The 24,908-nt window shown below is 62.1% G+C and carries 20 protein-coding genes and 1 pseudogene; 14 read left to right on the forward strand and 7 right to left on the reverse strand.

Features of this window, described 5'->3' with window-relative positions:
• Positions 1-88: 88 nt before the first annotated feature.
• Genes P0D84_RS23095 through P0D84_RS23105 form a run of 3 tightly spaced genes read right to left on the reverse strand, consistent with a single transcriptional unit; the run spans position 89 to position 4,367 of the window.
• Positions 89-1,687: an efflux transporter outer membrane subunit gene (locus P0D84_RS23095; RefSeq protein ID WP_408340724.1), complete on the reverse strand. Its 1,599-nt coding sequence runs from the start codon at positions 1,685-1,687 to the stop codon at positions 89-91.
• Positions 1,684-2,757: an HlyD family secretion protein gene (locus P0D84_RS23100; RefSeq protein ID WP_408340726.1), complete on the reverse strand. Its 1,074-nt coding sequence runs from the start codon at positions 2,755-2,757 to the stop codon at positions 1,684-1,686. Before P0D84_RS23100 ends, P0D84_RS23095 begins: the two co-directional genes overlap by 4 nt.
• Before the next feature lie 11 nt (positions 2,758-2,768).
• Positions 2,769-4,367, reverse strand: a complete 1,599-nt coding sequence (locus tag P0D84_RS23105) for an MFS transporter (protein WP_408340728.1) — start codon at positions 4,365-4,367, stop codon at positions 2,769-2,771.
• A gap of 322 nt (positions 4,368-4,689) precedes the next feature.
• Here P0D84_RS23105 and P0D84_RS23110 point away from each other — a divergent pair, with 322 nt between their 5' ends.
• A complete protein-coding gene (locus P0D84_RS23110) occupies positions 4,690-5,463 on the forward strand; it encodes an AraC family transcriptional regulator (RefSeq protein WP_408340730.1) in 774 nt (257 codons plus the stop codon).
• Positions 5,464-5,643: 180 nt separating this feature from the next.
• Here the strand turns inward: P0D84_RS23110 and P0D84_RS23115 are convergent.
• Positions 5,644-6,041 (reverse strand): annotated as a pseudogene (locus P0D84_RS23115) (DJ-1/PfpI family protein); the annotation flags it as partial.
• A 50-nt stretch (positions 6,042-6,091) separates the two neighbouring features.
• Here P0D84_RS23115 and P0D84_RS23120 point away from each other — a divergent pair.
• The 5 genes from P0D84_RS23120 (at position 6,092) to P0D84_RS23140 (ending at position 8,621) form a co-directional block, all read left to right on the forward strand.
• Positions 6,092-6,250: a hypothetical protein gene (locus P0D84_RS23120; protein WP_408340731.1), complete on the forward strand. Its 159-nt coding sequence runs from the start codon at positions 6,092-6,094 to the stop codon at positions 6,248-6,250.
• Positions 6,232-7,416 (forward strand): MFS transporter, encoded by a 1,185-nt coding sequence (locus tag P0D84_RS23125; RefSeq protein WP_408340732.1) that lies wholly within the window; start codon positions 6,232-6,234, stop codon positions 7,414-7,416. Before P0D84_RS23120 ends, P0D84_RS23125 begins: the two co-directional genes overlap by 19 nt.
• A gap of 201 nt (positions 7,417-7,617) precedes the next feature.
• Positions 7,618-7,908, forward strand: coding sequence for a hypothetical protein (locus tag P0D84_RS23130; RefSeq protein WP_408340734.1), 291 nt, complete (start codon positions 7,618-7,620; stop codon positions 7,906-7,908).
• A gap of 58 nt (positions 7,909-7,966) precedes the next feature.
• The gene (locus P0D84_RS23135) at positions 7,967-8,221 is read left to right on the forward strand and encodes a hypothetical protein (RefSeq protein WP_408340736.1); all 255 of its coding nucleotides are present in this window, start codon (positions 7,967-7,969) and stop codon (positions 8,219-8,221) included.
• A gap of 184 nt (positions 8,222-8,405) precedes the next feature.
• Positions 8,406-8,621, forward strand: coding sequence for a hypothetical protein (locus P0D84_RS23140; RefSeq protein ID WP_408340738.1), 216 nt, complete (start codon positions 8,406-8,408; stop codon positions 8,619-8,621).
• 184 nt (positions 8,622-8,805) lie between these two features.
• Here the strand turns inward: P0D84_RS23140 and P0D84_RS23145 are convergent, their stop codons facing one another.
• Positions 8,806-9,294: an SRPBCC family protein gene (locus P0D84_RS23145; protein ID WP_408340740.1), complete on the reverse strand. Its 489-nt coding sequence runs from the start codon at positions 9,292-9,294 to the stop codon at positions 8,806-8,808.
• An 874-nt stretch (positions 9,295-10,168) separates the two neighbouring features.
• Between P0D84_RS23145 and P0D84_RS23150 the strand changes: the two genes are divergently transcribed.
• The gene (locus P0D84_RS23150; RefSeq protein ID WP_408340742.1) at positions 10,169-11,305 is read left to right on the forward strand and encodes a sensor histidine kinase; all 1,137 of its coding nucleotides are present in this window, start codon (positions 10,169-10,171) and stop codon (positions 11,303-11,305) included.
• Between the two features lie 274 nt (positions 11,306-11,579).
• Entirely contained in the window at positions 11,580-11,909 is a 330-nt protein-coding gene (locus P0D84_RS23155) for a hypothetical protein (RefSeq protein WP_408340744.1), read from the forward strand.
• Positions 11,910-12,005: 96 nt separating this feature from the next.
• Here the strand turns inward: P0D84_RS23155 and P0D84_RS23160 are convergent, their stop codons facing one another.
• The gene (locus P0D84_RS23160; protein WP_408340746.1) at positions 12,006-12,857 is read right to left on the reverse strand and encodes an alpha/beta fold hydrolase; all 852 of its coding nucleotides are present in this window, start codon (positions 12,855-12,857) and stop codon (positions 12,006-12,008) included.
• Positions 12,858-12,953: 96 nt separating this feature from the next.
• On the opposite strand from P0D84_RS23160, the gene P0D84_RS23165 reads away from it, so the two are divergent.
• The 5 genes from P0D84_RS23165 to P0D84_RS23185 all read left to right on the forward strand — a co-directional run bounded on the left by P0D84_RS23165 (position 12,954) and on the right by P0D84_RS23185 (position 23,241).
• The gene (locus P0D84_RS23165) at positions 12,954-13,805 is read left to right on the forward strand and encodes a LysR family transcriptional regulator (RefSeq protein ID WP_408340748.1); all 852 of its coding nucleotides are present in this window, start codon (positions 12,954-12,956) and stop codon (positions 13,803-13,805) included.
• Positions 13,806-13,988: 183 nt separating this feature from the next.
• Positions 13,989-15,257, forward strand: coding sequence for an efflux RND transporter periplasmic adaptor subunit (locus P0D84_RS23170; protein WP_408340750.1), 1,269 nt, complete (start codon positions 13,989-13,991; stop codon positions 15,255-15,257).
• A gap of 15 nt (positions 15,258-15,272) precedes the next feature.
• On the forward strand, positions 15,273-18,404 hold the full coding sequence (locus tag P0D84_RS23175; RefSeq protein ID WP_408340752.1) for an efflux RND transporter permease subunit: 3,132 nt from the start codon (positions 15,273-15,275) through the stop codon (positions 18,402-18,404).
• Positions 18,401-21,724, forward strand: a complete 3,324-nt coding sequence (locus P0D84_RS23180; protein WP_408340754.1) for an efflux RND transporter permease subunit — start codon at positions 18,401-18,403, stop codon at positions 21,722-21,724. The genes P0D84_RS23175 and P0D84_RS23180 overlap by 4 nt, the downstream gene beginning before the upstream one ends.
• Positions 21,721-23,241: an efflux transporter outer membrane subunit gene (locus P0D84_RS23185; protein ID WP_408340756.1), complete on the forward strand. Its 1,521-nt coding sequence runs from the start codon at positions 21,721-21,723 to the stop codon at positions 23,239-23,241. Before P0D84_RS23180 ends, P0D84_RS23185 begins: the two co-directional genes overlap by 4 nt.
• A 211-nt stretch (positions 23,242-23,452) precedes the next feature.
• Here P0D84_RS23185 and P0D84_RS23190 read toward each other — a convergent pair whose 3' ends face one another.
• A complete protein-coding gene (locus P0D84_RS23190; protein WP_408340758.1) occupies positions 23,453-23,923 on the reverse strand; it encodes a hypothetical protein in 471 nt (156 codons plus the stop codon).
• 700 nt (positions 23,924-24,623) lie between these two features.
• Here P0D84_RS23190 and P0D84_RS23195 point away from each other — a divergent pair.
• Entirely contained in the window at positions 24,624-24,857 is a 234-nt protein-coding gene (locus P0D84_RS23195; protein ID WP_408340760.1) for a hypothetical protein, read from the forward strand.
• The last annotated feature ends 51 nt before the right edge of the window (positions 24,858-24,908 follow it).

The raw sequence follows: 24,908 nt of genomic DNA on the forward strand, positions 1-24,908 counted from the left end.
GCATTTCATGAACCGAAAGAAAGCGAGGAGCCATCGTTCCTCTGCGTCGGAGCATGCGCTAGCGGTCGTTCGCCACGACGCGACTTATCTACGAACCGGATTCGTTTGCTGCGGTGTGCGCAGTCTTCAGTTGCACGGATTCAGCGCGCTCCACAGCCGGCGGACCGTCCGGGAACGCCGTCTCCCAGCCACCGCCGAGGGCCTTATAGAGGGAGACGAAATTGATCGAGGCGATTGCACGGCTCTGCGCCAGATCGCTTTCCGCGTTCAGCAGGTCCCTCTGCACTGTGAGCACGTTGAGGAAATCGATCGCACCCTCGCGATAGCGCTGCTGCGCGACCGCGAGTGCGATCTGGTCCTGCTGCACCACCTCCTGCAGCCGGTCGCGACGGCGCTGCTCGGCATCGTAGGCCGACAGCGCGTCATCCACTTCATGCCAGGCCTGCAATACCGTACGCTGGAAGACGATCGCCGCTTCCTGTTGCTGAGCCTTGCGCAGCTCGAGCGTGCCCTTGAGTCTTCCGCCCTGGAAAATGGGCAGCGAGATGGACGGACCGAGGACGAACTGATGTGACGCCCAGTCACCCAGGCTGGAAAGCTGGAGCGACTGAAAGCCGAGGCTGCCCGTGAGCGAGATCTGCGGATAGAAATCCGCCTGCGCGACGCCTATCTCTGCCGTCGCGGCGTGCAGTTGGGCTTCCGCCCGCCGGATATCTGGCCGCCGTCGTGCAAGTTCCGACGGAAAGCCGATCGGCGCGCGGACCGGCAGTGACGGAATGTCGCGCGCGTCCGCCAACGTCTGTCCGAGCGCACCGGGTTGTTCGCCGAGCAGGAAGCTGAGCGCATTGATCAGCGCGTCGCGGCGCGTCTGCAGCGGCGGCAGCCGCGCTTCAATCGACGCAACCTGCGCCGACGCGTTGGCGACGTCGAGGTTGGTCGTGACGCCCTCGGTCAGCCGCAGGTGGGTGAGCTTGACCGTGTCGCGGGCAAGCGCGAGGTTCTTGTTCGTGATGCCAAGCAGGGTCTGCGTGGCGCGCAACTCGATATAGTCGCGGGCAAGCTCGGCCTGCGCGGAAAGCAAGGTAGCGCGGCGGTCCTCAACCGATGCCTGCATGGCCGCGTTGGCTGCTTCCACGCCGCGCCGTGCATGGCCCCACAGGTCCAGCTCCCAGGAGGCGTCGAAGCCATACTGCCACAGGTTGTAAGGCGGTGATCCGCTCGTGCCCGGCAAGCTCGCGACACCGAATGCGGAGTCACCACCCGCGGATTCGGGCTGTGCTGCGGCGGGGTTGACGCCCAACAGCGAAACAATGCCATTCGGGCTCGCCTGCTCGCGATTGTAGGACGCCGCACTGCCTATCATCGGATACTGCTCCGCCCCGGCGACGCGCAAACCGGCGCGGCTTTGCAGCAGTCGCGCCGAGGCGGCCTGCACGTCGAGATTGTCAGTGGCGAGGCGCGACTCCAAGGCGACCAGCTCAGGGTCGCCCAACAAGGACCACCACGCGGGCGCGAGCGTTGCTTCTACGGGCCGGCTCGGTGCCTGGGCGTGGTTGGCGCGGGTGAAATCAGTCGGCGCCGCAACCTTGGGCCGCTGGAAGTTCGGTCCGACCGTGCAGCCGGCAAGCATGGCACCCCACAGAAGGGCTAGCAGAGGAGCCCGAATGGAAAGAACGCGCGCCGTCACTTTTTCTCCGTCCCTTCGACCGGTGCTTCGCTTGTGGCGACATTGACAGTCGGCTCGACCGAAAGACCCACGCGCAATCGCGCCGCCTCGGGTTGTCCTGGATCGATAGTGATCTTGACCGGCAGGCGTTGGACGATCTTGGTGAAGTTGCCGGTGGCGTTGTCGGGCGCAATCGGCGCGAACGCGACGCCCGTCGCCGGCGCAAGGCTATCGACATGGCCCTTCAGGACGAGGCCCGGAAAGCTATCCACGGTGATGCGCGCCGGCTGATGCTGGCGCATTCGGGCAAGCTGATTTTCCTGAAAATTGGCAATGACATACGCCTGCGACAACGGCACCACTGCCAGCAATGGGGTGCCCGCGCCAACGAATGCGCCCACGCGGATCGAGCGTTGGCCGACCATACCGTCGATCGGCGCGCGGATTTCCGTATAGGAGAGGTTGAGCTTCGCCTGATCGAGCGCGGCCTGCGCGCGTGCCAACGCACCGAGCGCCTTGCCGCGCCCCGCCTGCAGGATGTCGAGCTGCTGCTGTGCAGCAAGCAGCGCGGCGCGGTCGCGGTCCCGGCCGGCTTGCTGCTGGTCGAGCGCGGTCACCGCGTGCTGTTGCTCCTCCATGGTGCCAGCCCCGCCCGCTGAGAGATCGCGGTAGCGCGTGGCGTTGGCGCGCGCGAAGGCGATGGCGGCCTCGTCGGAGCGCAAGGTCGCTTGCGCCTGTGCGACGAGCGCGGGGTGTTGCGCAATCTGCGCTTCGAAATCACCCACAGCGGCCATCGCCACCTTCAGGTCCCCCTCGGCGCTGGCAAGCGCGGCGCGATAATCCCGGTCATCAATGCGGGCAAGAAGCTGGCCCGCCTTCACCACCTGATTGTCATCGACCAGTACTTCGGCAATCTGGCCGGCCACGCGTGGCGCGACGAGCGTGTAATCGGCGCTGACGTAGGCGTCGTCCGTTGTTTCGGCGTTGGGTCTGGAGACCAGCTTGGTGCCACCCCAGCCGCAGCCTACCAATAGCAGGGCGAAGGCCCCCAGCAAGATCGTCTTTCGGGATGGTTGACTTGGTAATGACATGTTCGATGCGTTCAGCGGGAAGTTGTCTGCGTGGCTGCACGGGGCGGACGAACGCGCACAGGCACAATGGGAACGAGCAGCACAAGTGCGATGGCAATGGCCGCCATGACGAGATAGAGGTCGGCCGACGTGAGCACGACCGCCTGCGCGTGAATCCGCCCGGCCAGATCGCCAAACATCCCCGTGCGGGCGGCGCCTTGCCCGGCGACGGCGACCAACGGCTCGTCGCCCAGCCGGTCGACGAGCATCACGGAATGGTAGTGCTCGCGCGCGGTACCCAGCCCTTCCACCAGGGCGGTGCCGACCGCCGCGGCAAAGCCCTTCACCATGTTGAACATGGCCGAGGCGAATGGGCCCTCAGTTGGCGACAGGCCGGTAGTCACTTCCATCAGCAGCGGGATCACGGCCATCGGCTCGCCAACCGTCAGAAGCGCCTGGAGCAAGTAGAAGTTCTCGCGCACCCAGTCCGAGGTCATGAAGCTGCCGAGGACGCAAGAGGTCGCTATAAGAGTGAGACCAAGCCCCAGCACCCAGCGGCAATCGACGCGTTCGATGTTGAGGATCGCCGCCGTAACAGGCAACGCGATGAGTTGAGGCAGGGCCACCACCAGCGCCAGCGGCGCGGTCTGCAGCGGCCGGTAGCCGCGCACCTCGGCGAGATAGTCGCTGGGGATGACGGCCACGCCCAGCAGAACCACCAGCACGCCGGCAAGCGTGACCAGCGAATGCGTGAAATTGCGTTGGGCCAACATCCGCAGCTTGAAGAAAGGCAGCGGGTGCGACCACTCGTTCAACAGGAACAGGCAGAACAGCAGGCCGCCGCCACCGAGCATTACGCAAATCAGCGGCGAGTTCAGCCAATCCAGCCGGTCGCCCTGGTACAGCCCGATCACCAGCATCGAGATGGCGGGAAAGCCGGTGAGCAAGCCAACCCAGTTGAACGAGCGGATGCGTTCCAGCCTGAGCGGATCCTGCGGCAGGCCATAGGCGATAGCCGCGCTGCTGGCGAGGCAAAGGGGCACCACCTGCCAGAACACCATGCGCCAATTGACGTATTCGGTCCAGAAAGCGGCTAAGGGCGTCCCCAGGTTGGGTCCGAACGTAGCGGTGAGCGCATAGCCGGCGAGTCCATAAAGCTTGATGTTGGGCGGCAGGTAGCGCAGCGCTGCGGTCATCAGCATGGGCGGCAGGCAGCCCCCGGCCAGCCCCTGCAGCGCCCTCAGGACAGCGAGCGTCTCGACATTGGGAGCGAACGGGCAAAGCAGGCCCAGCAGCGCAAACGTCAGCGTCGCGCCGATAGTGAAACGCCGCAGTGAAAAGGTGATCGAGCACCAGGGCGCGAACGCCATGGCAGAGACGTTGGTGGCCTCAAAGAGCGCTGTCAGCCAGGTTCCCTCGTCGTGGCCGATCGAGAGTGCGCCGCGCACGTCCATCATCGCCACTTCGGTGACATGCTCGTTCAGCCCAGCCGCGAGCGAAGTGAGCAGCATGCCCAGCAGCCCGATCGCAATCCGAAGCCCGAAAGCGGGTGGCGCGAGCGGAGCAGGCGCCACAGGCGCCACCGGCGCCCGCTGGCTCGGCGCGGGCGCCAAAACTTCGGCGGGCGTCATACTGAGGGAGCAGCAAATGCGAACGAAGCCGGGGCCGCCACGCATTCGCCGGCCGCCATAGGGCCGTCGGTGAGGCCGAGCGCTGCCATGGGCCCGACGCCGCCACAGGCAGGCTTAAACAGGGACCAGATGGTGGCGAACAAATTTCGACGCGAACTCGGCACGGCTTATACTCAGCGGGTGTAGTGGATTACCCTTACTCTAGCAACTCCAGCCTCGGCCATCCCGTTCAAAAATGCCAACGTTCGTCGCAATACGGACAGCCCTCTAATCATTTTTTACTCAGTTAATCCGACGTCGGAATAGCTACATTCGTCGCACTATGGACAGTTTTCGAACCATCGAGGATTGCCACCGCTCGCCCCGCGCGATTGCGGCCTTGGCAAGTGAGTATCCGCATGGCTATTACATCGCTCCGCACCGCCACCTGCGTGCGCAGCTGATTCATGCGCTGACCGGCGTGATGACGGTCATGAGCGAACACGGGAGTTGGATCGTGCCGGCGGGCCGCGCCGTGTGGATGCCGGCCGGCTCCGACCATGCGGTGCGTTTTTTCAGCGGCGTCAGCATGCGCACGGTCTATGTGGCCCCCGATGCCCGCCCGAGCCTCCCGGGCGGCTGTGAGGTCATTGAAGTATCGCCGTTTCTGCGCGAGGCAATCGTCGCCGCGACACGTGTACCGCTGGACTACGAGTTCGGCGGTAGGGATCACCGCGTCATGGAGCTGATTCTCGACGAGCTCGAGACAGCGCCACGACTGCAGTTGCATGTGCCTATGCCTCGAGACCCGCGGCTCATGCGTTTGTGCGAGCAGCTGGTCGCAAGCCCTTCCGCACCGGTGACACTCGCAGATCTTGCCGCCGGCATCAACGTCAGCGAGCGAACGCTCGCCCGCCTGTTCCATCGCGAACTCGGCATGAGCTTCGGGCAGTGGCTGCGCCGCATGCGCCTGTTGCTAAGCCTGCCACGTCTCGCGGCGGGCGCGTCGGTGTTGCAGGTCGCGCTGGAGCATGGCTATGACAGCCCCAGCGCCTACTCCGCGATGTTCCGGCGCACGCTCGGCATCGCGCCGACCGCCTATCTGAACGCGCAATAGCTGACGATCGAATGCGCATCACCCACATATTCTTCCGAGCCGCTCCGACACAAAGCCCACGCCGTCCATCTGTACGCGGCTGAGGCCGTGTGGAAACTTTTTTTTGCGTTGAGGACGGGACCATTCCGACGGTGACGAAGAATAACTGGACCCGGTCCCACGACGAACTTCTTTAGCTGTGGGAAAGCTGCACTGCAGATCGTGTGCGAAGCGCCAATGTGTCGTCGCCTGGCGACCGTCCAGAACGCCTGCTTCGGCCGGGTTAAAAGCGCCTGTGCACGGCGCCGCGATCCGCCTCGACGTTCTCAAAGCGCGCCTGACGACGGCAGTCAATTCGGCAGAGGCAATGTCGATCTCGACACCAGAGCCAAACATGACTGTGTCGAATGCGGCGTCGCAGAAGGGCTGCGTTCTCACGCGAATATCTGCCGAGGACAATACGAGTCCTCCCTCTTCAGACACGACTGTCACCTGGCATGCCGGCTCGCCGAGCACGACGTTCGCCATTCAAAGGCAGTGGCTGCCGCGAAACCCATTAGGTAGAAATTCGGGAATGCAACGAAGCCAACCGTGTGCATCGCTTGCCCAAGTCATGTCCTGAATCGCGTGTATATATGACATTTGAGACATGTTCAACGACGATTATTCTTTACCCATATCGTTCCAGCGCAAAAAACTGGCCGGCCCGACGCCGCGATCGCACACAAGTCAAATGGCGACGCGCGCCTTCGGATTGAACCTCAAACCGCTTATCGCAAGAATCTTCATATGGATCGTCGACTACTGATATTGGCCGTGGGCATGTTCGCAATGGGTACCGACAACTTCGTGGTCGCCGGTATTCTTCCAGGCGTCGCTGCATCACTGCATACGTCCGTCAGCCTCGCGGGGTTGATGGTCAGCTTTTACGCGTTGACCTACGCGGTGGCTGCCCCAGTCATGGCGGCTGTGGCGGGCGGTTGGCCGCGCAAGCTTCTGCTGGTTTCCGCCCTCGGCATTTTCGTTGCCGGCAACATGCTCAGCGCGCTCGCCACGGACTTGCACTGGGTGTTATTCAGCCGGGCTCTGTCGGGATTCGGCGCGGCTCTGTTCTCGCCTACTGCATTGGGCGTTGCTTCTGCGCTTGCATCACCTGAGAAACGCGGCCGTGCGTTGGCCGCAGTAACGGCCGGATTGACGGGCGCGACGGCCCTCGGCTCACCGATCGGCACGTTTATCGGCGGATTCGGAAGCTGGAGAACGACCCTCTGGTTCGTCACCTTGCTCGGGATTGTGGCGATGATCGGCGTCTGGACGATGCTGCCATCCGTGCCCCGGCCGGCGTCCATCAGGTTGCGAGAACGGCTTGCACCGGTCCGCGATGTGCGCATAGCGCTAACCTTGCTCACTTCGCTATTCGCCTTCGGCGGGTTTCTCATGGTGTACACGTATGCAGGCGTAGTGCTGCAACGTGTAACGCACGGCGACGGACGCATTCTCGCCGGGATGTTTCTACTGTGGGGCGTGGCGGCGACGGCCGGGAATCTTCTGGCCGGTCGCCTTGTCGACCGCTTCGAAAGCCGAACCATCATCAATGCCATGCTGGCGCTCGCCATCATCAATTTTGGTGCGTTACCGTGGACGTCCGCGCATGCATTCAGCGCTGCGGTCGCGCTCGTGATCTGGGGCATATGCGGATGGGGGCTCATCGTCCCGCAACAACATCGGCTGGTGCAACTCACGCCGGGCGTGGCGCCCCTGCTGCTGGCGCTCAACAATACCGCAACGTATATCGGACTCGCCTGCTCCGGTGTGCTTGGCGGAGCAGTGCTTCAGTCGATGGGTGGGCAGTACCTGAGTCTCGTGGCCGCCGCGCTGATTGCGATTGCTTTATTGCTCGCCGAAGCCGCACATCGTTGCATGAACCTGTCGCACGTACAGCACCGCACGGCGGCCAATACTGAGCCCGTCTGATCGGTTACGAACGGCTGCTAGTGCTGCCAATGCACCGCTGCCTCGCCAAGCCGCGATGCTTCCCCACTGCAGTCAATATCGCCGGCTTCCGCGTCTCTTATCGTCACACTTAAGCGCCTTATGTGAAAAGGTAACAGTCACCACTCGCGAAAACGACAACATTACAATGTCCTTCCATATTCAGTGATCGGAGGGCATGCAATGGTTCTGTTTCACCGTGGCGCAGCGATTCAGGCGTCGACGATAAGGTCCGGAAACACGTTCGTCGCCCGCGCCTGTATTTTGAAGGAAGACGGCGAATCCACCTCATTGGGCGATCTTGGTGAGTTCGCAAGCCAGACCTGTGCATACGAGTTTGCCGTGCGCTGTGCGAGTGCTTTTGTGGATGGCGTACCGATGCCTCGCTCGCCGTTCCGCAGATCATCAACCTTGGACGAGGCAGAAATAGGTAGCACCACGCTGCGCTATCCGGCAAACGTCCCTGGGCAGTGAACGACTGCCTCCTCAGCTAACAGGTCAAACCAGAAGCGGCCAAGCCAAGGAAAACGTGATGTACAAACCACTGTTAACCCGTTTCCAGTACACCCGCAAGCACGGCAAGCGACGCACATATGACGTAACGGTGAACCTCGTGCAAAAGGCTTCCGGTGTTTGCGCGTACGCAGCATGGGTGCATTTCGAAGCCGAGTTCAAAGGCTCAGGGTTGATGCTTCCACTCGTTGCCAACACACCTGATGCCGCCGTACAAGAGGCACAGATGCGTATCCAGAAGGACATTGACGATCTGGTCGGCATCGTCGAATAAAGGCAATAACAGGTGTGATCGTGATCGGGCTGGAAGACCGTTACGACGGTGAACCGGAATCCGCGCTCGCGGCGAATGTGTTCTCCCGCCGGTGGAACCAGCTGTAGCGGCCGGGCAGCGAATCTCCGCCGCGGGCCGCCCCGGGTAGCGATCCCACCGTGAACTTCCATTGCGAGGGAAGGCGATGAAATCGATCAAATTGCGTGTGCCGCGAGAAGAGGCCGCCGATCTTCCCGACGACCTGGCAGCTTGGGCGAGAATCACCGGCGTTGATCCGGGAATTGCTGTAATCAGCGAACCGGCTGCTACGACGGATGCGAGTTCGCCCATCCTGTACGAGGTCTACATCAGCGAGAGCTTCTTCGAGCAGTTCCCTGAATGGCGGATGTACGTAGAATGACCGGCCGTGCGATTTGTGAAAACGCAGTGACGAGGCGCGCCTGCGCCTGATACTGCGGATAGAGCAAGGCTATCTCGTTCGGTATGTCGAGCGTGAACGGTCGAATCTCGATTCCACCACTCAGGTACTCATCTCTTGCGGCGAGCGGAATGGGTGTCGTTGTGTCTGTCGGCAAGCGCCGGCTTCATCCATGCTCGATGCCAAACAGCCGCGCGTCCAGTCGCCGTGCTAGCGCCGCGCCGCCTTTGCGCATCACTGCATCGTGGTTCCATTGGAAAACCGGTCGCAACAACGGCGCTAATGCATTCATCCACGGGCGGTTGGTATGCACGCACCAGTCATAGCGAACCACGGTAAGGTTGGATCCATCGGTCGAAAAGCTCCACCGACCGGCGCCTTCGACGTCGCCACTGGCTTCCCCCTCCAGCACGACCAACGGTTCGACGCGCGTCACCCGCATATCGAACACGAGGCGATAGGGCAACCAGCCTTTCCATGTATAGCGCTGTACGAGGCCCACACCCTGATCGGAACCGGCCTCTAGCTGGTCCACGCGCTCGACGTTATTCCACCACTCGGGCCAGCGCGCCGAATCCTGGATTGCCGCCCAGACTTCCTGCACTGGAGCATCGATGCGCCAAATGGTGGAAAAGCGGTATTCGACCGTCCGCAAGCTGCCTCCATTCTTAGTATTCTTGTAGAGATTTTGTCAGATGCTCACCGCACTTGTCATTACCAGCGACACAGCACACCGTTTCCGCCGCTCGATATCGCGTCGATCATCGGCTCTCTTTGGGCATTCGGACTGCTACCGTACAGACATACCTGGTCGCATGCGAGAAAGTTAGTTTGTGTCCGCCGTGCGCCGGCGATTCCCTGGTCTCTCTGGCGAGGCGCACATTCGTAGCCGGCAACTGGCGCAACCGCGCAAGTCTTTCTCGTGACAAACGCCAGGTGCCGCTGCACGCTTCGCCCGTTGGTCCGCGACCTACGCGTCGCGCCGCTGTGAGCTGGCTAGTGTCGAACTTGAGGAGAGCGTTATGAACAACATCATCTGGCTTGTCGGAGCCGTCGTCATCGTTCTGTTCGTCCTCGGCTATTTCGGATTGAGATAGGACGTTCCACTCATCGCCGTAGCCGATTGCACCCGGCGAGCGCGAACCTTTGTCCAGTGCCTGCTCGGGCACGGATGACGCGTTTCTTATAGCCCCTTCAAATCAGGCAACAGCCAGTCGAATTCCCGTTTCACTACGGCATAGCACGCGCACACGCGCTTTTGCGAAAGGCTGGCCAGCGCTCTTTATGAGAGCCTCGTAGGCCCTCGATTGGATCTTCGACTTGAGCTCACGCGCTTACACGTTCGTCCAGGCGCGGCTCATCCGCAGGCGCAGAGCGCGTAACATGGCGCATGGCGATAGTTTCTACTCCAAAGAGAACACCAGCGCACCCGGCTGGCGTCACCGGCACTTGCCGATGGTCGCGGGTCATGGTGGTCTCGCGAAACCGCTCACTCCAGAAAGACGAAACCAACATCCAGGGGGCGCGTCATGATGCACGTTTTTCTTGCAAACAATCGCAGGGAACTGATTGATCGGTGTCGTGCCAAGGTAGCGCAGAGGCCCGCGCGCGAGGCGACCGCACAGCAACTTCAAAATGGTGTGCCGCTGTTCCTCGATCAACTCATCAGGACGCTGCAGCTGGAGCAGACATCGGAGCCCATGGACAGCCGCAGGATTTCTGGCCCTTCAGGCGGCGGGGCATCGTTATCCGAAATCGGCGAAGCTGCGGCACAGCACGGACGCGAGTTGTTGAAGCTCGGATTCTCGGTTGACCAGGTCGTTCACGACTATGGCGACTTGTGCCAGGCCATTACAGATCTCGCCTACGAGCGCGATGCGCCGTTTCTGATAGACGAGTTTCGAACCCTCAACCGCTGTCTGGACAATGCCATTGCCGATGCGGTCACCGAATTCAGCTATCAGCGCGATTTCGCTGTCGCGGATAGGCAAGCTGTTGAGATGCATGAACGGCTGGGTTTTTTCGCGCACGAACTGCGTAACTTTCTTCAGACTGCAACGCTGGCATTTGCGGCGGCGAAAACCGGAAATTTAAGTCTGTCCGGAGCCACGGGGTCGGTCCTGGAGCGAAGCCTGGGCGGATTGCGCGATCTGATCGATCACTCTCTGGATGAGGTACGTACGGCAGCGGGAATCTCCGTGCAATCCAGAATGTTTTCCGTTGCCGACTTCATCGCTGAAGTGAAATATGCCGCTGATCTTGCAGCCCAGATTCGTGGGTGTCTATTGACAGTTTCCGCCGTGGACGAGGGGCTTGCCATCAGTGGAGACCGTGATCAGCTTTATTCTGCGGTGGGAAACCTGCTGCAAAACGCCTTTAAATTCACTCACCACCACACCGAAGGGACGTTGGACGCCTACGCGTTATCGGATCGCATCCTGATCGATGTGAAGGATCATTGCGGCGGTCTTCCGTCCGGCAATGCAGAAAGAATGTTCCTGCCTTTCACCCAGAATGGCACGGATAAGACCGGACTTGGCCTAGGTCTTTCAATCGCGAGGCGCAGCGTCGAGGCGAACAATGGTGTTCTCAGCGTCCGCGATATGCCTGGCACAGGCTGTGTGTTCACCGTTAGTCTGCCTCGATATACAGTCCGGGCTACCTGAGCGTGACCGCTTTCAGGTCACCTATGGACACGACGCATTCGCAACAAACCGGCGAACCGACTCGTGTCTGGAGCCTTAGTGGCGATGTGGAAAGGGTCTGGGTGCCGGAAAGCACGATCCGCGCATGGTCGAAAATGACCCGGCCATTAGTAGGTGGCCATAGCTCAGGGACGGGAAGGCTACAGCAAGCGGCACGGTGATTGCTGCACTCATGGTCAAGCAGGCGGCGATCGTCTGCGTCTTTTATTCGAGTCCGATCAAGGAGGGACAGGTCATGAGCAAGGCAACCAGCTTATTAATCGCGGCCCTCGCCGCACTCACACTGTCGGGTGGCGCTTATGCACAGGCGGCCGCAGGCTCAAGCGGCACCGGTTCGGCAGGCAGCACGGCTGGCCCGGCGAACCAGACGAATCAGACGAACAGTGCAACGGCAGGCTACGGCGCGCCAGGCACCACCAACTCGGATAGCGGTATGGCTGCCAGGTCGCCGAACTCGGGCCTGCCGAGTAGCACGAACAGCAGTTCGACGTCTGGCACCAGCGCTCCTAAGAGCAACAACACGCTGGCGACACCCAGCGTAGTGTCGCCGGCCGCCGGCCAATAATAAATCTATGCCGTCCGCAGATATCCCGCGTGTCCGCTCAATATAAGCGCGCGGGATTTTGCAGACGGCATGCTGCGCACCGAAGAAAGAGCCCGCTCAGAAACTCGCGAACGCGTGCACAAGCCGATTAAAAGCCCCGGCATTCGACACATTCATCCCATGCGACGCACCGGCGATAGTTTGCCTTTCCGCATAGTCGATCCATTCCGCGAGCTTTTCGACGTTGTTGCGAAACATCCGCGGGCTGCGCTGGCCCTCGATCAGCAACGTCCTGCATTTCACGTCGCGAGCCGTTTCACGGGAATAGGCAGGCAACGGGTCGCGGAGCTGCTTGGGCAGCGTGCCCGCGTTGTCGATCGCCATACTGCGGAACGCAACCGGACTCTTGCGCCATGATCCGGGCACGCTGACCGAATCGACGAATAGCTCCAGCCCCGCGTCGATCTGCTGGCTCTCGATGAGTTCAGCGACGCGCGCGCGCAGCACATTGGTCGCGGGCGGCAGCGACGCGTCCGGCATCCCCTCGATCTGCAGCGGACCACCCGGGTCGGCGAGCGTCAATGTCTTCACGAGCCGCGGATACTCGCGCGCAACATGAAACGCCACGCAGCCGCCGCGTGAATGCCCGACCAGATGCACGGGCCCCAGATCGATCGCCTCGATGAACTCGGCCAGTTCGGTGACGTGCGTCTGCCAGCCGAATTCCCCCTGAATGCAAGCCTCGCTGGCCGGCCAGTAGTGGCTCAGGCTGACCGAGATGCAGCGGAAATGCTGCGACAGCGCCGCGGTCTGCGCATTCCAGTAGCGATAGTCGCAAAGCGAGCCGTGCACGAATATCAACGGTTCGCCCTCGCCGCGCTCGAGATACGGCACACAGATGCCCGATGCGACGGTCGCAAAGGACAATTCCTGCAGGGCAAGCACTGAGGGGTCGGTACGGGCGTTCATTGAGTGGCTCCTTGGCGATCACTATGCCCGATGTCGCCACGTTAGAAAATCGCGTAATATTGATCGAATCCATCTATTTTTCTGATACCAGACCAAATGAAAGCGCTCGACCTGGACGTCATGACGATGATCGTCGCCGTCGCCGACACCGGCAACATCAGCCGGGCGGCGGAAGTCGTGCATCGTTCGCAATCGGCGGTGAGCATGCAGATCAAGACGCTCGAGACCGCGCTGGGCAAGCCGCTGTTCGTTCGCAAGCCGAGAAATGTGATCCCCACGCAGGACGGCGAAGTGCTGCTGACGTACGCTCGCCGCATGCTCGCATTGCGCGACGAGGCCTGGGCGGCCGTGGTCAGGCCGGACGTGACGGGGCGCGTGAGTATCGGCGTGCCGGACGACTACGCGTCGTCGCTGCTGCCGCCGATCCTCAAGAAGTTTTCCGCGAGCTATCCGAAGGTGGAGATTCGGGTCGTAGGCTTGCCGAGCGTCGCACTGGCGCCCATGGTGAAAGATGGCTCCGTCGATCTCGTGTGCGCGACCCGGGTCAAGGGCTTGTCGGGCGAGTTCATTCGGCTTGAACCGATGGAATGGGCGGCGGCGCCGAGCGCCAACGAAATCTGGCGTGAACGGCCGCTGCCGATCGCCGTGTTCCTGCCGGGCAGCGTCGCGCGGGAAAATGCGATTCGTAGCCTCGAGCACGCGAAGATTCCCTACCGGACCTCGTATGAAAGTCCGAGTCTGCTGGGCCTGCTGTCGATGGCCGAAGCCGGCCTGGCGATTGTCCCGCTCGCACGATGCGCGGTGCCGGCGCACTTCACCCTCCTTGGACGCGCGCACGGCTTGCCCGAAATTACCGCGCTCGAGATGGTGCTTGCGCGAAGCACGGCCTCGAAGCGGCCGCCTTGCGATTTTCTGGCGGAGAAGATTCTCGCTGAGTTGAGGCGGTAGCGGTCCGCCGGTCGCGAATGATGCGGCTTGCGTAGTCCGCTTGGCTTGCAATTAGATAACACCATCCAAAAGGCCGTTGATTTGTGACAACGCACGAGAACCGTGGCATGTTCTCCCAAAAACCCAACAGAGCATCACGCCCCGCCCGATTATCAACGGCAGCATCTGTTTTTGGAGAGACCTATGAGCGAAGCCGTGTCCAAGCAACCAAAGCGTTCCCGACGCGGGCTCATTATCTTTGCGGTTATCGTGCTGGCGCTGATCGCGCTTGTCGCTGTCCATCTGTTGACGCAGAAGAAACCCTCACGCGAAGTGGCGCCCATTGTCGTCACCGTGGCGAGCGCGACACTCGGTTCGATGCCGGTCACGTTGAGCGAACTCGGCACCGTCACGCCGACCGCCACCGTCACCGTGCTGCCGCAGTTAAGCGGCTACCTCACCGCCGTTGGCTATCACGAAGGCCAGGAAGTGCAGAAAGGCCAGTTCCTCGCGCAGATCGATCCACGCCAGTATCAGATCAGCAAGCAGCAGGCGCAGGCGACACTCGCCAAAGACCGCGCCACGCTTGCCCAGGCGCGCGCCGATCTGGTCCGCTACACGCAGTTGAACGAACACAAGTCGATTGCCCAGCAGACCTTCGCGGATCAGCAATTCCTCGTGCAGCAGGACGAGGCGGCGGTCGAGTCCGATCTCGCCAACATCGCCCAATTCGACCTCGACCTGGCCTATTGCCGGATCACCGCGCCGGTCTCCGGCAAAGTCGGCCTGCGCCTCGTCGACCCGGGCAACTACGTGACGGCATCATCGTCGACGGGGATCGTGGTCATCACCACCATCAAGCCGACCACCGTGCAGTTCACGGTGCCGCAGGACGCGCTGGCCTCCGTCGTGGAACGTCTGAATGGCGGCGCGACCTTGCCGGTCACCGCCTATAGCAGCGACAACGCCCGCGAGGTGGCCACCGGCACGCTCTACGCCGTCAGCAACCAGATGGCCACGTCGACCGGCACCGTCACCTTACGCGCGACTTTCGCCAACGACGACGAAGCGCTGTTCCCCAACGAGTTCGTCAACGTCAAGCTGCTGGTCGACACGATGCAAAACGCCGTGCTGGTACCGACCCCCGCCGTGCAAACCGGCGCGCCGGGCGACTTCGTCTATCTGGTCAACGCGAACAACACGGTCTCCGTCCACAAGGTCAAAATCGGCCCGAGCGACGGCAAGAACACGGTCATTGTCTCCGGCCTTTCCCAAGGCAACCAGGTGGTCACGGACGGCACCGACCGTCTGAACGACGGCGCCAAAATCCAGCCGAGCAAGCCCAAACCTGCAACCGCCGGCGCCGCCTCCGGTGCATCCGCCAGCAGCGCAGCAAGTGGCGCCGCCGCGCAGCCTGCCGCCTCCGGACCCGCTGCCGCCTCCGCGGCGTCGGCCAATGCTGCTTCGTCGTAGCCGGTTCGCGCGCCGATGAATATTTCCCGTCTGTTTATTCTTCGACCGGTAGCCACGCTGCTGCTGATGATCGCGCTCGTGCTGGTGGGCCTCGTCGCCATGCGCGTGCTGCCGGTTTCATCGCTGCCCAACGTCGACTATCCGACCATCCAGGTGCAGACCTTCTATCCGGGCGCGAGCCCCGACGTGATGGCCACCACGGTCACGGCGCCGCTCGAGGTGCAGTTGGGCGAGATCCCCGGCTTGCAGCAGATGACGTCGTATAGCTCGGACGGCGCGTCGGTCATCACGCTGCAGTTCGATCTTTCGCTGAATCTCGACATCGCCGAGCAGAACGTCCAGCAGGCCATCAACGCTTCGAACAGCTACTTGCCCGCCGGCCTGCCGGCGCCGCCGACGTATGCCAAGGTCAATCCGGCCGACCAGCCGATCCTGACGCTTGCGGTCACGTCGAAGTCGATGTCGCTGACCCAGCTGGAAGACGTCGCCAACAACCGTCTCGGTACCAAGATTTCCGAGGTATCGGGCGTGGGCGTGGTCACGACGAGCGGCGGCAATGTGCCGGCCATTCGCGTGGAAGCGGACCCGCACAAGCTGGCCGCCTATGGCCTGAACATCGACGATCTGCGCACGCTGCTCAGCTACGTCAACGTGAGCCAGCCGAAGGGCAATTTCGACGGCCCCGACCTCGATTACACGATCAACGGCAACGACCAGATCACCGACCCGAAGGACTATCTCGACACGGTGATCGCGTACCAGAACGGCGCGCCGGTGTTCATGCGCGACGTCGCGCGGGTCAGCCAGGCCGCTCAGGACGTCGAGCGCGGCGCCTGGTATAACGGCACGCCGGCGATCGTGCTCAACGTGCAGCGGCAACCGGGTGCGAACGTGATCGCGACCGTCAAGCAGATCATGACGCAGCTGCCGCAGCTCGAATCCACGCTGCCGGCCGGCATGCAAGTGACCGTGGTATCGGACAGCACGGGCGTGATCCGCTCGTCGGTCTCTGACGCGGCGTTCGAACTGATTCTCGCCATCGTGCTGGTGGTGGCGGTGATCTTCGTATTCCTGCGCAATGTGCCCGCCACGCTGATTCCGAGCATATCGGTGCCGGTTTCGCTGATCGGCACGCTGGCGGTGATGTACCAGCGGAACTACTCGATCGACAACCTCTCGCTGATGGCGCTGATCATCGCCACCGGCTTCGTGGTCGACGATTCGATCGTGATGATCGAGAACATCGTGCGGTATCTGGAGGAGGGCAAGACACCGCTCGAAGCCGCGCTGGAAGGCGCCGGGCAGATCGGCTTCACGATTCTGTCGCTGACCATCTCGCTGATTGCGGTGCTGATTCCGCTGCTTTTCATGGGCGGCGTGATCGGGCGCCTGTTCAGCGAATTCGCGGTGACGCTCGCCGTCACCATCGTGATCTCCGCGATCGTCTCGCTGACCGTGGTGCCGATGCTGTGCGCGCGCATGTTGCGCGCGCGGGCCGAACGTCATCCGAGCCGGTTCGAGCGGATCAGCGAAGGGCTGTTCGACAAGACACTCTCCGCCTATGAACGCGGCCTGGTCTGGGTGCTGGATCACCAGGTGTTGACGCTCGTGGTGGCGATCGGCACCGTCGTGCTGACCGGCATTCTGTACGTGGTGATTCCGAAGGGCCTCTTTCCGGTGCAGGACGTCGGCGTGATCGAGGGTATCAGCGTGGCCGACAACTCGGTGTCGTATGCCGCGATGGTGAATCGCCAGGGCGCGCTTGCCGATGCGATCCTGAAAGACCCGGATGTCACCTCGCTCACTTCCTACGTGGGGATCGACGGTACCAACTCGACGCTGAACAATGGCCGCTTCCTGATCAATCTGCGCGACCGCGACAAGCGTTCCGACACGGCGCAAGAGGTGGCCCGGCGTCTGCAGCAGGAAGTGGCCAATGTGCCGGGCGTCAGGCTCTATATGCAGCCTGAGCAGGATCTGACGCTCGACACCACGGTCTCGCCGAACCAGTACAGCTTCGTGTTGCGCGGACCGAGCCAGCAGGCGTTCCAGAAGTACGTGCTGGAACTCATCGCGCGCATGAAGCAGATTCCGTCGCTCGCCGACGTGCAAAGCGACATGAATAGCGACGGCCTCAGCGTGAACGTCGAAGTCAACCGGCAACTGGCGGCGCGCTTCGGCATTACGCCCGCGACGATCGACAACGCGCTGTACGACGCGCTCGGCCAGCGGATCGTCTCGACCATCTTCGAGCAGTCGAGCCAGTACCGCGTGATTCTGGTCGCCAAACCGGAGAGCCTGCCGAACGTGCAGTCGATCGGCGACCTGTATTTACCGAGCCAGACCAGCAGCACGGGCCAGGTGCCGCTGTCGGGCATCGCGAAGATCGAGATCACCAAGTCGCCGCTCGTGATCAGCCATCTCGCGCAGTTTCCCTCGGTCACCATCTCGTTCAATCTCGCCAAGGATGCGTCGTTGAGCACGGCGGTCAAAGACATCCATCAAGCCGAACAGGCGGTGAATCTGCCGCCGTCGATCACTTCGTCGCTGCAGGGCGCGGCGCAGGCCTTCGAGGATTCGCTGTCGAGCGAAGTCTATTTGCTAATCGCGGCGCTGGTGGCGGTGTATATCGTGCTCGGCGTGCTGTATGAGAGCTTCATCCATCCGGTGACGATTCTGTCCACGTTGCCTTCGGCGGGGATCGGCGCGTTGCTTGCGCTGATGATCGCCGGCAGCGATCTGGACGTGATCGGCATTATCGGTATCGTGCTGTTGATTGGTATCGTCAAGAAGAACGCCATCATGATGGTGGACTTCGCGCTGGACGCCGAACGCAATCACGGCAAGGCGCCGCGCGAGGCGATCTTCCAGGCGTCGTTGCTGCGGTTCCGCCCGATCCTGATGACCACGCTCGCCGCCATGCTCGGCGCGCTGCCGATGCTGCTCGGCACCGGCACGGGTTCCGAGTTGCGTCGGCCGCTGGGCCTCGCGATCATCGGCGGTCTGACGCTGAGCCAGATGCTGACGCTCTTCACCACGCCCGTGATCTATCTGTTCTTCGACAGAATGGCCGAGCGCACGCGACGCTGGCGCAACCGCAATAAGCCGGAGAATCCGCCTGAAGGCGGCGCGGAGGAGGCGCCTTGAACATCTCGGCGTTATTCATCCGGCGGCCTGTCGCGACCACGCTTCTGGCGATCGCAATCCTGATCGCCGGGACGCTCGCGTACTTCCGGCTGCCGGTTGCCCCGCTGCCGAACATCGCCTTTCCGGTGATCGTGGTGCAGGCGAACATGGCGGGCGCGAGCCCGAACATCATGGCGTCGACGGTGGCCGAGCCGCTCGAGCGGCGCCTCGCCACCATTGCCGATGTCGAAGAACTGACGTCGATCAGCTACGTCGGTTCTTCGATGATCGTTGTCGTGTTCGGGCTGAAGCGCGACATCAACGGCGCCGCGCGCGACGTCGAAGCGGCCATCCAGGCGGCGCGCGCCGACTTGCCGACTACGCTGCGCAGCAATCCGACCTATCGCCAGTACAACCCGGCGGATGCTCCGATCATGGTGCTCTCGCTGACCTCGGACACGCTCACCAAGGCCCAGCTCTACGACTCCGCGGATTCGGTGATTCAGCAGCAGCTTTCCCAGGTCAAGGGCGTGGGTCAGATCACGCTCGGCGGCGGCGCGCTGCCCTCGGTGCGCGTCGAGTTGCAGCCGGGTAAGCTGAACAGCTACGGCATCGGTCTGGAAGACGTGCGCGCGGCGATCAGCGCGGCCAACGCCGACAGCGCGAAGGGCCATCTCGACGTGGGCGGCCAGCGCTACGTGGTGACGTCCAACGATCAGATCACGCACGCCGCGCCGTACCGCGATCTGGTGGTCGCCTACCGCAACGGCGCGCCGGTCCAGTTGCGCGACGTGGCCCAGGTCAGGGATTCGAACGAAAACATCCGCAATGCCGGGCTCTTCAACGGCAAGTCCGCCATCCTTGTCATCGTGTATCCGATGCCTGGCAGCAATGTCGTGAGCACCGTCGCGCAGATCCGCCAGGTGCTGCCGTCAATCGAGGCGACGCTGCCGAGCAGCGTGCACGTGGGCATTGCGATCGACCGTTCGGAGTCGGTCAGATCCTCGGTGGGCGATACGGAGCGCACGCTGTTCATCGCCGTGCTGCTGGTGGTGGGCGTGGTGTTCATTTTCCTGCAATCGCCGCGCGCCACGCTGGTGCCGGCCGTCGCGCTGCCGCTTTCGATTGTGGGCACCTTCGGGCCGATGTACCTGCTCGGCTACAGCATCGACAACCTCTCGCTGATGGCGCTCACCATCGGTACCGGCTTCGTGGTCGACGATGCGGTCGTGGTGCTGGAAAACATCGTGCGTCACATGGAGTTGGGGCTCAGTCCGAAAGAGGCCGCCTTGAAAGGCAGCGGCGAGGTGGGCTTCACGGTGATCTCGATGAGCCTCTCGCTGATTGCGGTGTTTCTGCCGATCATGCTGATGCCTGGCGTGGTCGGCTTGCTGTTCCATGAGTTTGCGGTCACGCTGTCCATCGCCATTCTGATCTCGCTGGTGATTTCGCTGACGGTCACGCCGGCCATGTGCGCCTATGTGTTGAGCCGCGAAAACGCCGGGCATTCGAAACGCCGCTGGGCGATGTGGATCGAAAAGCAGTTCGATCGTTTCAAGAATGCCTACGCGCGCTCGCTCACGGCGGTACTCGACCATGCGCTGCTGGTCATCCTGCTGTTGATCGGGCTGCTGGTGGCCAACGTGTTCCTGTTCAAGCTGGTGCCGGCCACCTTCTTTCCCGAGCAGGACACCGGCATCCTGATCGGACAGATCATTGCCGACCAGAGCATCTCCTTTCCGGCGATGCAAAAGAAGCTCACGCAATTGCAGGAGATCGTGCAGAAGGATCCGGCCGTGGACTCGGTGGCCGGCTTTACCGGCGGCCGCGCACTCAATACCGCGAACGTGTTCATCGAGCTCAAGCCGCTTGCGGAACGCCATGTCACGGCCACCGAAGTCGTCAACCGCCTGCGGCCCAAACTCAATGCGGTATCGGGCGCGCGGCTCTTTATCCAGGCGCAGCAGGATCTGCGAATCGGCGGCCGCCAATCCGCCGCCGAGTATCAGTACACGCTGACCAGCGACGACTCCGCCGCGCTGTTCAAGTGGACACCGCTGCTTGTCGGGGCGCTCGCCAAGGAGCACGCGCAGCTGCTCGACGTGAACTCGGACTTGCAGCAGAACGGTCTGCAAACCTTCGTGAAGATCAATCGTTCGACTGCGGCGCGCTACGGCTTCGCGCCGAATCAGGTCGACAATGTGTTGTACGACGCGTTCGGGCAGCGGACGGTGTCGACCATCTACAACCCGCTCAATCAGTACTTTGTGGTGATGGAAGTGGCGCCGGATTACTGGCAGTACCCGCAAGCGCTCAACCAGATTTACCTGAGCACGGCGTCGGGCAATGCGGCCGGCACGGCGCAAACACAAATGCCGGGCGCCACGGTGTCGGGCGTGACGGTGCCGACGGAAACCAGCACGAGCAACTCGTCGAGCACGAACACGCTCAACTCGAACGCTCAGGCCAATGCGACCACCAACAGTATCGCCAACAGCAAGGGCGGCAGCTCCACCGGCAGTGCGGACAGCACGTCCGCTGAAACCATGGTGCCGCTGGCGGCGCTGGCTTCGTACTCAAACAGCCATACGTCGACGCAGGTGAACCACCAGAGCGGCCTCGTGGCCGCGACGATTTCGTTCAACCTGCCGGCGGGCGGTTCGTTGAGCCAGGCGGCCGTGTCGATCAACAACACGATCCGTGAGATCGGCATGCCCGCCAGCATCCACGGATCGTTTGCCGGCGCGGCGGCGGCTTACTCGCAGTCCATGGGCACGGTGCCGCTGTTGATCCTGGCGGCGCTAGGCGTGGTGTATATCGTGCTCGGCGTGCTGTACGAAAGCTCGATCCACCCGCTGACCATCCTGTCGACGCTGCCGTCCGCCGGCATCGGCGCGACGCTGGCCTTGCTGATTTTCGGCACGCCGTTCTCGGTGATCGCGATGATCGGCATCATCCTCCTGATCGGTATCGTCAAGAAGAACGGGATCATGATGGTCGATGTCGCGATCCAGTTGCAGCGTAACGAAAACATGCCGGCGCGTGACGCGATTCACTCGGCCGCCGTGGTGCGTCTGCGGCCGATCATGATGACCACCTTCGCGGCCGTGCTCGGCGCGGTGCCGCTGGCGATTGGCATTGGCCAGGGCGCGTCGCTGCGTCAACCGCTCGGTATCACGGTGATGGGTGGCCTGATCCTCAGTCAGGTGTTTACCTTGTACACGACGCCGGTGATTTACCTCTACCTCGACCGCTTGCGTTTCAAGCTGGTGAGATGGTCCGATAACCTGCCATGGAATCGCGACGCGCAGCGACCCGGACAACCGGATACGAGGGCATGACGATGAAGATTGATCTGAACCGCCTTGATGGAATTGGCCCGCTTCGGCCGCTGGCTGTTGCGGCGCTGGCGCTGCTAGTGAGCGGCTGCATGGTGGGCCCTGACTATCATCGGCCGCAAGTCAGCGTGGCCACTACCTACTCAGAGTTGCCGGGCTGGACGCAAGCCGAGCCGGCGGCGGACAAACCGAAAGGCGACTGGTGGACGGCCTTCAACGATCCGCTGATCGACCAGCTCGAACCGCTGGTGACGGTGTCGAACCAGACCGTGCGCGCCAACTACGCGAACTATCAGGAAGCGCTCGCCGAAGTGCGGGCGGCGCATGCTAGTTTGTTTCCCACTATCGCCGCAACGGGTTCGGGCACCAAGTCGCGTGCGGCGGCCGGTAACGCGGCGAGGGTGGTCAATTCGGGTTCGCTGGAGGGCAACGTTAGCTGGGCGCCTGACCTGTGGGGCCAGGTGCGGCGCACGATCGAAGAAAGCGCCGCCACGGCGCAAGCGAGCGAAGCGACGCTCGCTAATGCGACGCTTGCCGAGCAGGTGGCGTTGGCTACGGCGATTATCGAGCTGCGCACTATTGACGCCAATGTCGATCTTCTGCAGAAGACGGTTGTTGCCTATCAGCACTATCTTGACGTGGTGTCGGATCAGGATCAGGCGGGCACCGTCCCGCCGTCCGACTTGATCACTGCTCGCACGCAGCTCGAGACCGCGCAGTCAAACTTGATCAATCTCGGGGTGGGGCGCGCGCAAGACGCGCACGCGATCGCCGTGCTGGTGGGCAAGAATCCGGAAGAGCTGTCGATTACGCATAGCACCGCCATGCCGACGCTGCCGGACGTGCCCGTCGGTGTGCCGTCTACGCTGCTCGAACGGCGGCCCGATATCGCCGCCGCAGAACGCAAGATGGCTGCGCAGAACGCCGCGATCGGTGTGGCGGTGTCGGCGTATTACCCGACGATTTCGCTCTCTGGGCTGGCCGGGCTTACGCAGTCGCCGTTGTCTGGGTTGTTTAATGTGGCCAATTACGTTTGGTCGCTGGGTGGTAGTGCTACCGAGACGCTGTTCGATGGCGGCTTGCGCAGCGCCGATGTTGATGCGGCGAAAGCTGCCTATGACGCGACGGTTGCCAATTACCGAGGCACGGTGTTGACTGCGTTTCAGAACGTGGAAGATGACTTGTCCGGGTTGCGCATTCTTGCCGAGCAATCGGTGGTTCTGGATAGGGCCGTGCAAGATGCAAACCGTGGGGCCGAGATCGCGTTCAACGAGTATCAGGCTGGGACGGTGGACTACACGACAGTGGCGCTCGCGCAGGCCACGCAGTTGACCTCGCAGCAGACCGCGTTGAGTGTTCAGGAGACGCGTTTGCTGGATGCGGCGTCGTTGTTTGGTGATCTGGGTGGTGGGTGGTCGGCTGATCAGTTGCATGATCCCAGGCATCCGGATCGGCAGCAGGCGGCGCCTGTGCAGACGGGGGAGGCGGCTTCGGGGACGGGTGATGTTAAGACGCAGTGAGTTGGGGCTGTCGTGGGATGCTTTGGGCGGCTTTTCGGCCTGAGCGGGGCTCGAAACAAAGACATCATCGCGTCTAGGCAGCGCGTGCAAAAGCGCCGCCGCCAGATGAAGCGCGATCAACCGGAGGCGGTACGTTGGCCGCCTCCGGTTGCGCTATCTCCGTGTTTTGCTCGGTCACTTGTTGACGCGGCGCGTTGGCCGCGATCGATGGTTAATGCTGCAGGGGAATTGGCTGTTGGGCGGTGTCGGTTTCTGCACTTGTCGCGGCTTTGGCGGACGGTTGGGTGCGCTGGCCAGACTCGGTGGTTGACGGCGTTTCCGTTGCTATTTGTGATGCCTCTGCGAGAAGGCGCGCCGCGCGGCTTGCGGTGATGCGGCTTTGAGGGATGCCTTTGGCATCGAGTGCGATCACCTGGTAGAGCTCACGGTCGCATTCGAGCGCTCGCTGGTATTGCTCGGCTGTGTCGACGAGCAGTTCAAGCATGGTCTGTTGACGGCGTCTTTCGTCACTCGTGATGGCAGGATTCCTACACATTGAGGACGCAAGTGTGATCAATGTGTTGAGTTGGCTCAACTGCCGGTTGCAGAGATCGAAGGCCTGCAATGCCAGTTTCTCGTATTGGAGCGCGTCGACAGGCGGGCGTGAATCGGGTTGAGTTTGTTTTGTGGTTTTGTTGCTCATGGTGCGACCTCCCTGGTACTTCCTGGATCGCCCGACACTCGCTTGGAAAGGGGGTGAGCGGGCACGAAGCGGGATTGGAAGACCGGTGTAATGCCAAGCCGGCGAGCCTCGCGGCTCCCCCACCACAGCCCGCCCATTATTGAAAAACAACAGACGTGCAGGGATAGACGCACACCCGCTTGGGCGGGCGTGCGGGCATTACATATGGGCTTCCAAACCCAGCCCTCGGGTGTTTCCCGACGGCTTGTTGATTATAAATCAAGGCAGGGGCGTAGAGGTCAACCAGGCGGGCTAAGTGTTTGCGTTTGGCTGTTTGGATAAGGCTTCGGTGACGGTTGACATGTTGTCGCAAATTCGGAGGCCGCAGAGGGTGCGCGCGGTTTATCGTCTTTACGCTGACAAGTCGGTACGCGAGCTTATTCGGGATTGGCAGTGTGTCCGAACGTAAAAGTCGATGGTGGCTCGTCGTCCATTGCGGACGGTCGCGTGGCGACGCAAACGAGCTTCCGAGAATGTTCTCCTCTGAGAGTCTCGAAAGCTCACTCGCATCCCGAAGCGGTCGATGCGCTCTCTGGGCCGCTGTTTACCAGGCGAACGTCGCGTTGGACGATATACAAATCGACGCAAATGACGGCGTGAAAGAGGCGCGGAAAGCGCCGAAGCTGCTTAACGACAACCGTTTCAAGAGATAGGCAAAGCCATGACAACACTTTTGTTCGATCTGCTCGAGAGGCTCGACGCAGCGAAAATTCACTACACGTTGAGCCGCAATCGCCCCGATACCGTGCTGGTGTCAATCGCGGTTGTCGGGATGCGCGTTGAGGTCGATGTATTCCGCGATGGGCACACGGAGGTATGCGTGTTCAAGGGATCGGAGGGCGAGATCGAGGACCCCGGGATTATCGAGCGGATCATCGGTGAGAACGCCGACTGATTGGCATCGTCGGCGGCAGATGAGTTTCCTGAGATGAACGAACGCCACTTG

It is taken from the genome of Paraburkholderia sp. RL17-337-BIB-A, from assembly GCF_046025895.1.
In the GTDB taxonomy this organism is placed as follows: Bacteria; Pseudomonadota; Gammaproteobacteria; order Burkholderiales; family Burkholderiaceae; genus Paraburkholderia; species Paraburkholderia fungorum_C.

What these genes read in the sequence shown, in the direction of transcription:
- P0D84_RS23100 (WP_408340726.1), bottom strand. Translation starts at nt 2,757, where the DNA reads ATGTCATTACCAAGTCAACCATCCCGAAAGACGATCTTGCTGGGGGCC.
- P0D84_RS23105 (WP_408340728.1), bottom strand. Translation starts at nt 4,367, where the DNA reads ATGACGCCCGCCGAAGTTTTGGCGCCCGCGCCGAGCCAGCGGGCGCCG.
- P0D84_RS23110 (WP_408340730.1), top strand. Translation starts at nt 4,690, where the DNA reads ATGGACAGTTTTCGAACCATCGAGGATTGCCACCGCTCGCCCCGCGCG.
- P0D84_RS23120 (WP_408340731.1), top strand. Translation starts at nt 6,092, where the DNA reads ATGTTCAACGACGATTATTCTTTACCCATATCGTTCCAGCGCAAAAAA.
- P0D84_RS23125 (WP_408340732.1), top strand. Translation starts at nt 6,232, where the DNA reads ATGGATCGTCGACTACTGATATTGGCCGTGGGCATGTTCGCAATGGGT.
- P0D84_RS23130 (WP_408340734.1), top strand. Translation starts at nt 7,618, where the DNA reads ATGGTTCTGTTTCACCGTGGCGCAGCGATTCAGGCGTCGACGATAAGG.
- P0D84_RS23135 (WP_408340736.1), top strand. Translation starts at nt 7,967, where the DNA reads ATGTACAAACCACTGTTAACCCGTTTCCAGTACACCCGCAAGCACGGC.
- P0D84_RS23140 (WP_408340738.1), top strand. Translation starts at nt 8,406, where the DNA reads ATGAAATCGATCAAATTGCGTGTGCCGCGAGAAGAGGCCGCCGATCTT.
- P0D84_RS23150 (WP_408340742.1), top strand. Translation starts at nt 10,169, where the DNA reads ATGATGCACGTTTTTCTTGCAAACAATCGCAGGGAACTGATTGATCGG.
- P0D84_RS23155 (WP_408340744.1), top strand. Translation starts at nt 11,580, where the DNA reads ATGAGCAAGGCAACCAGCTTATTAATCGCGGCCCTCGCCGCACTCACA.
- P0D84_RS23160 (WP_408340746.1), bottom strand. Translation starts at nt 12,857, where the DNA reads ATGAACGCCCGTACCGACCCCTCAGTGCTTGCCCTGCAGGAATTGTCC.
- P0D84_RS23165 (WP_408340748.1), top strand. Translation starts at nt 12,954, where the DNA reads ATGAAAGCGCTCGACCTGGACGTCATGACGATGATCGTCGCCGTCGCC.
- P0D84_RS23170 (WP_408340750.1), top strand. Translation starts at nt 13,989, where the DNA reads ATGAGCGAAGCCGTGTCCAAGCAACCAAAGCGTTCCCGACGCGGGCTC.
- P0D84_RS23175 (WP_408340752.1), top strand. Translation starts at nt 15,273, where the DNA reads ATGAATATTTCCCGTCTGTTTATTCTTCGACCGGTAGCCACGCTGCTG.
- P0D84_RS23185 (WP_408340756.1), top strand. Translation starts at nt 21,721, where the DNA reads ATGACGATGAAGATTGATCTGAACCGCCTTGATGGAATTGGCCCGCTT.
- P0D84_RS23190 (WP_408340758.1), bottom strand. Translation starts at nt 23,923, where the DNA reads ATGAGCAACAAAACCACAAAACAAACTCAACCCGATTCACGCCCGCCT.
- P0D84_RS23195 (WP_408340760.1), top strand. Translation starts at nt 24,624, where the DNA reads ATGACAACACTTTTGTTCGATCTGCTCGAGAGGCTCGACGCAGCGAAA.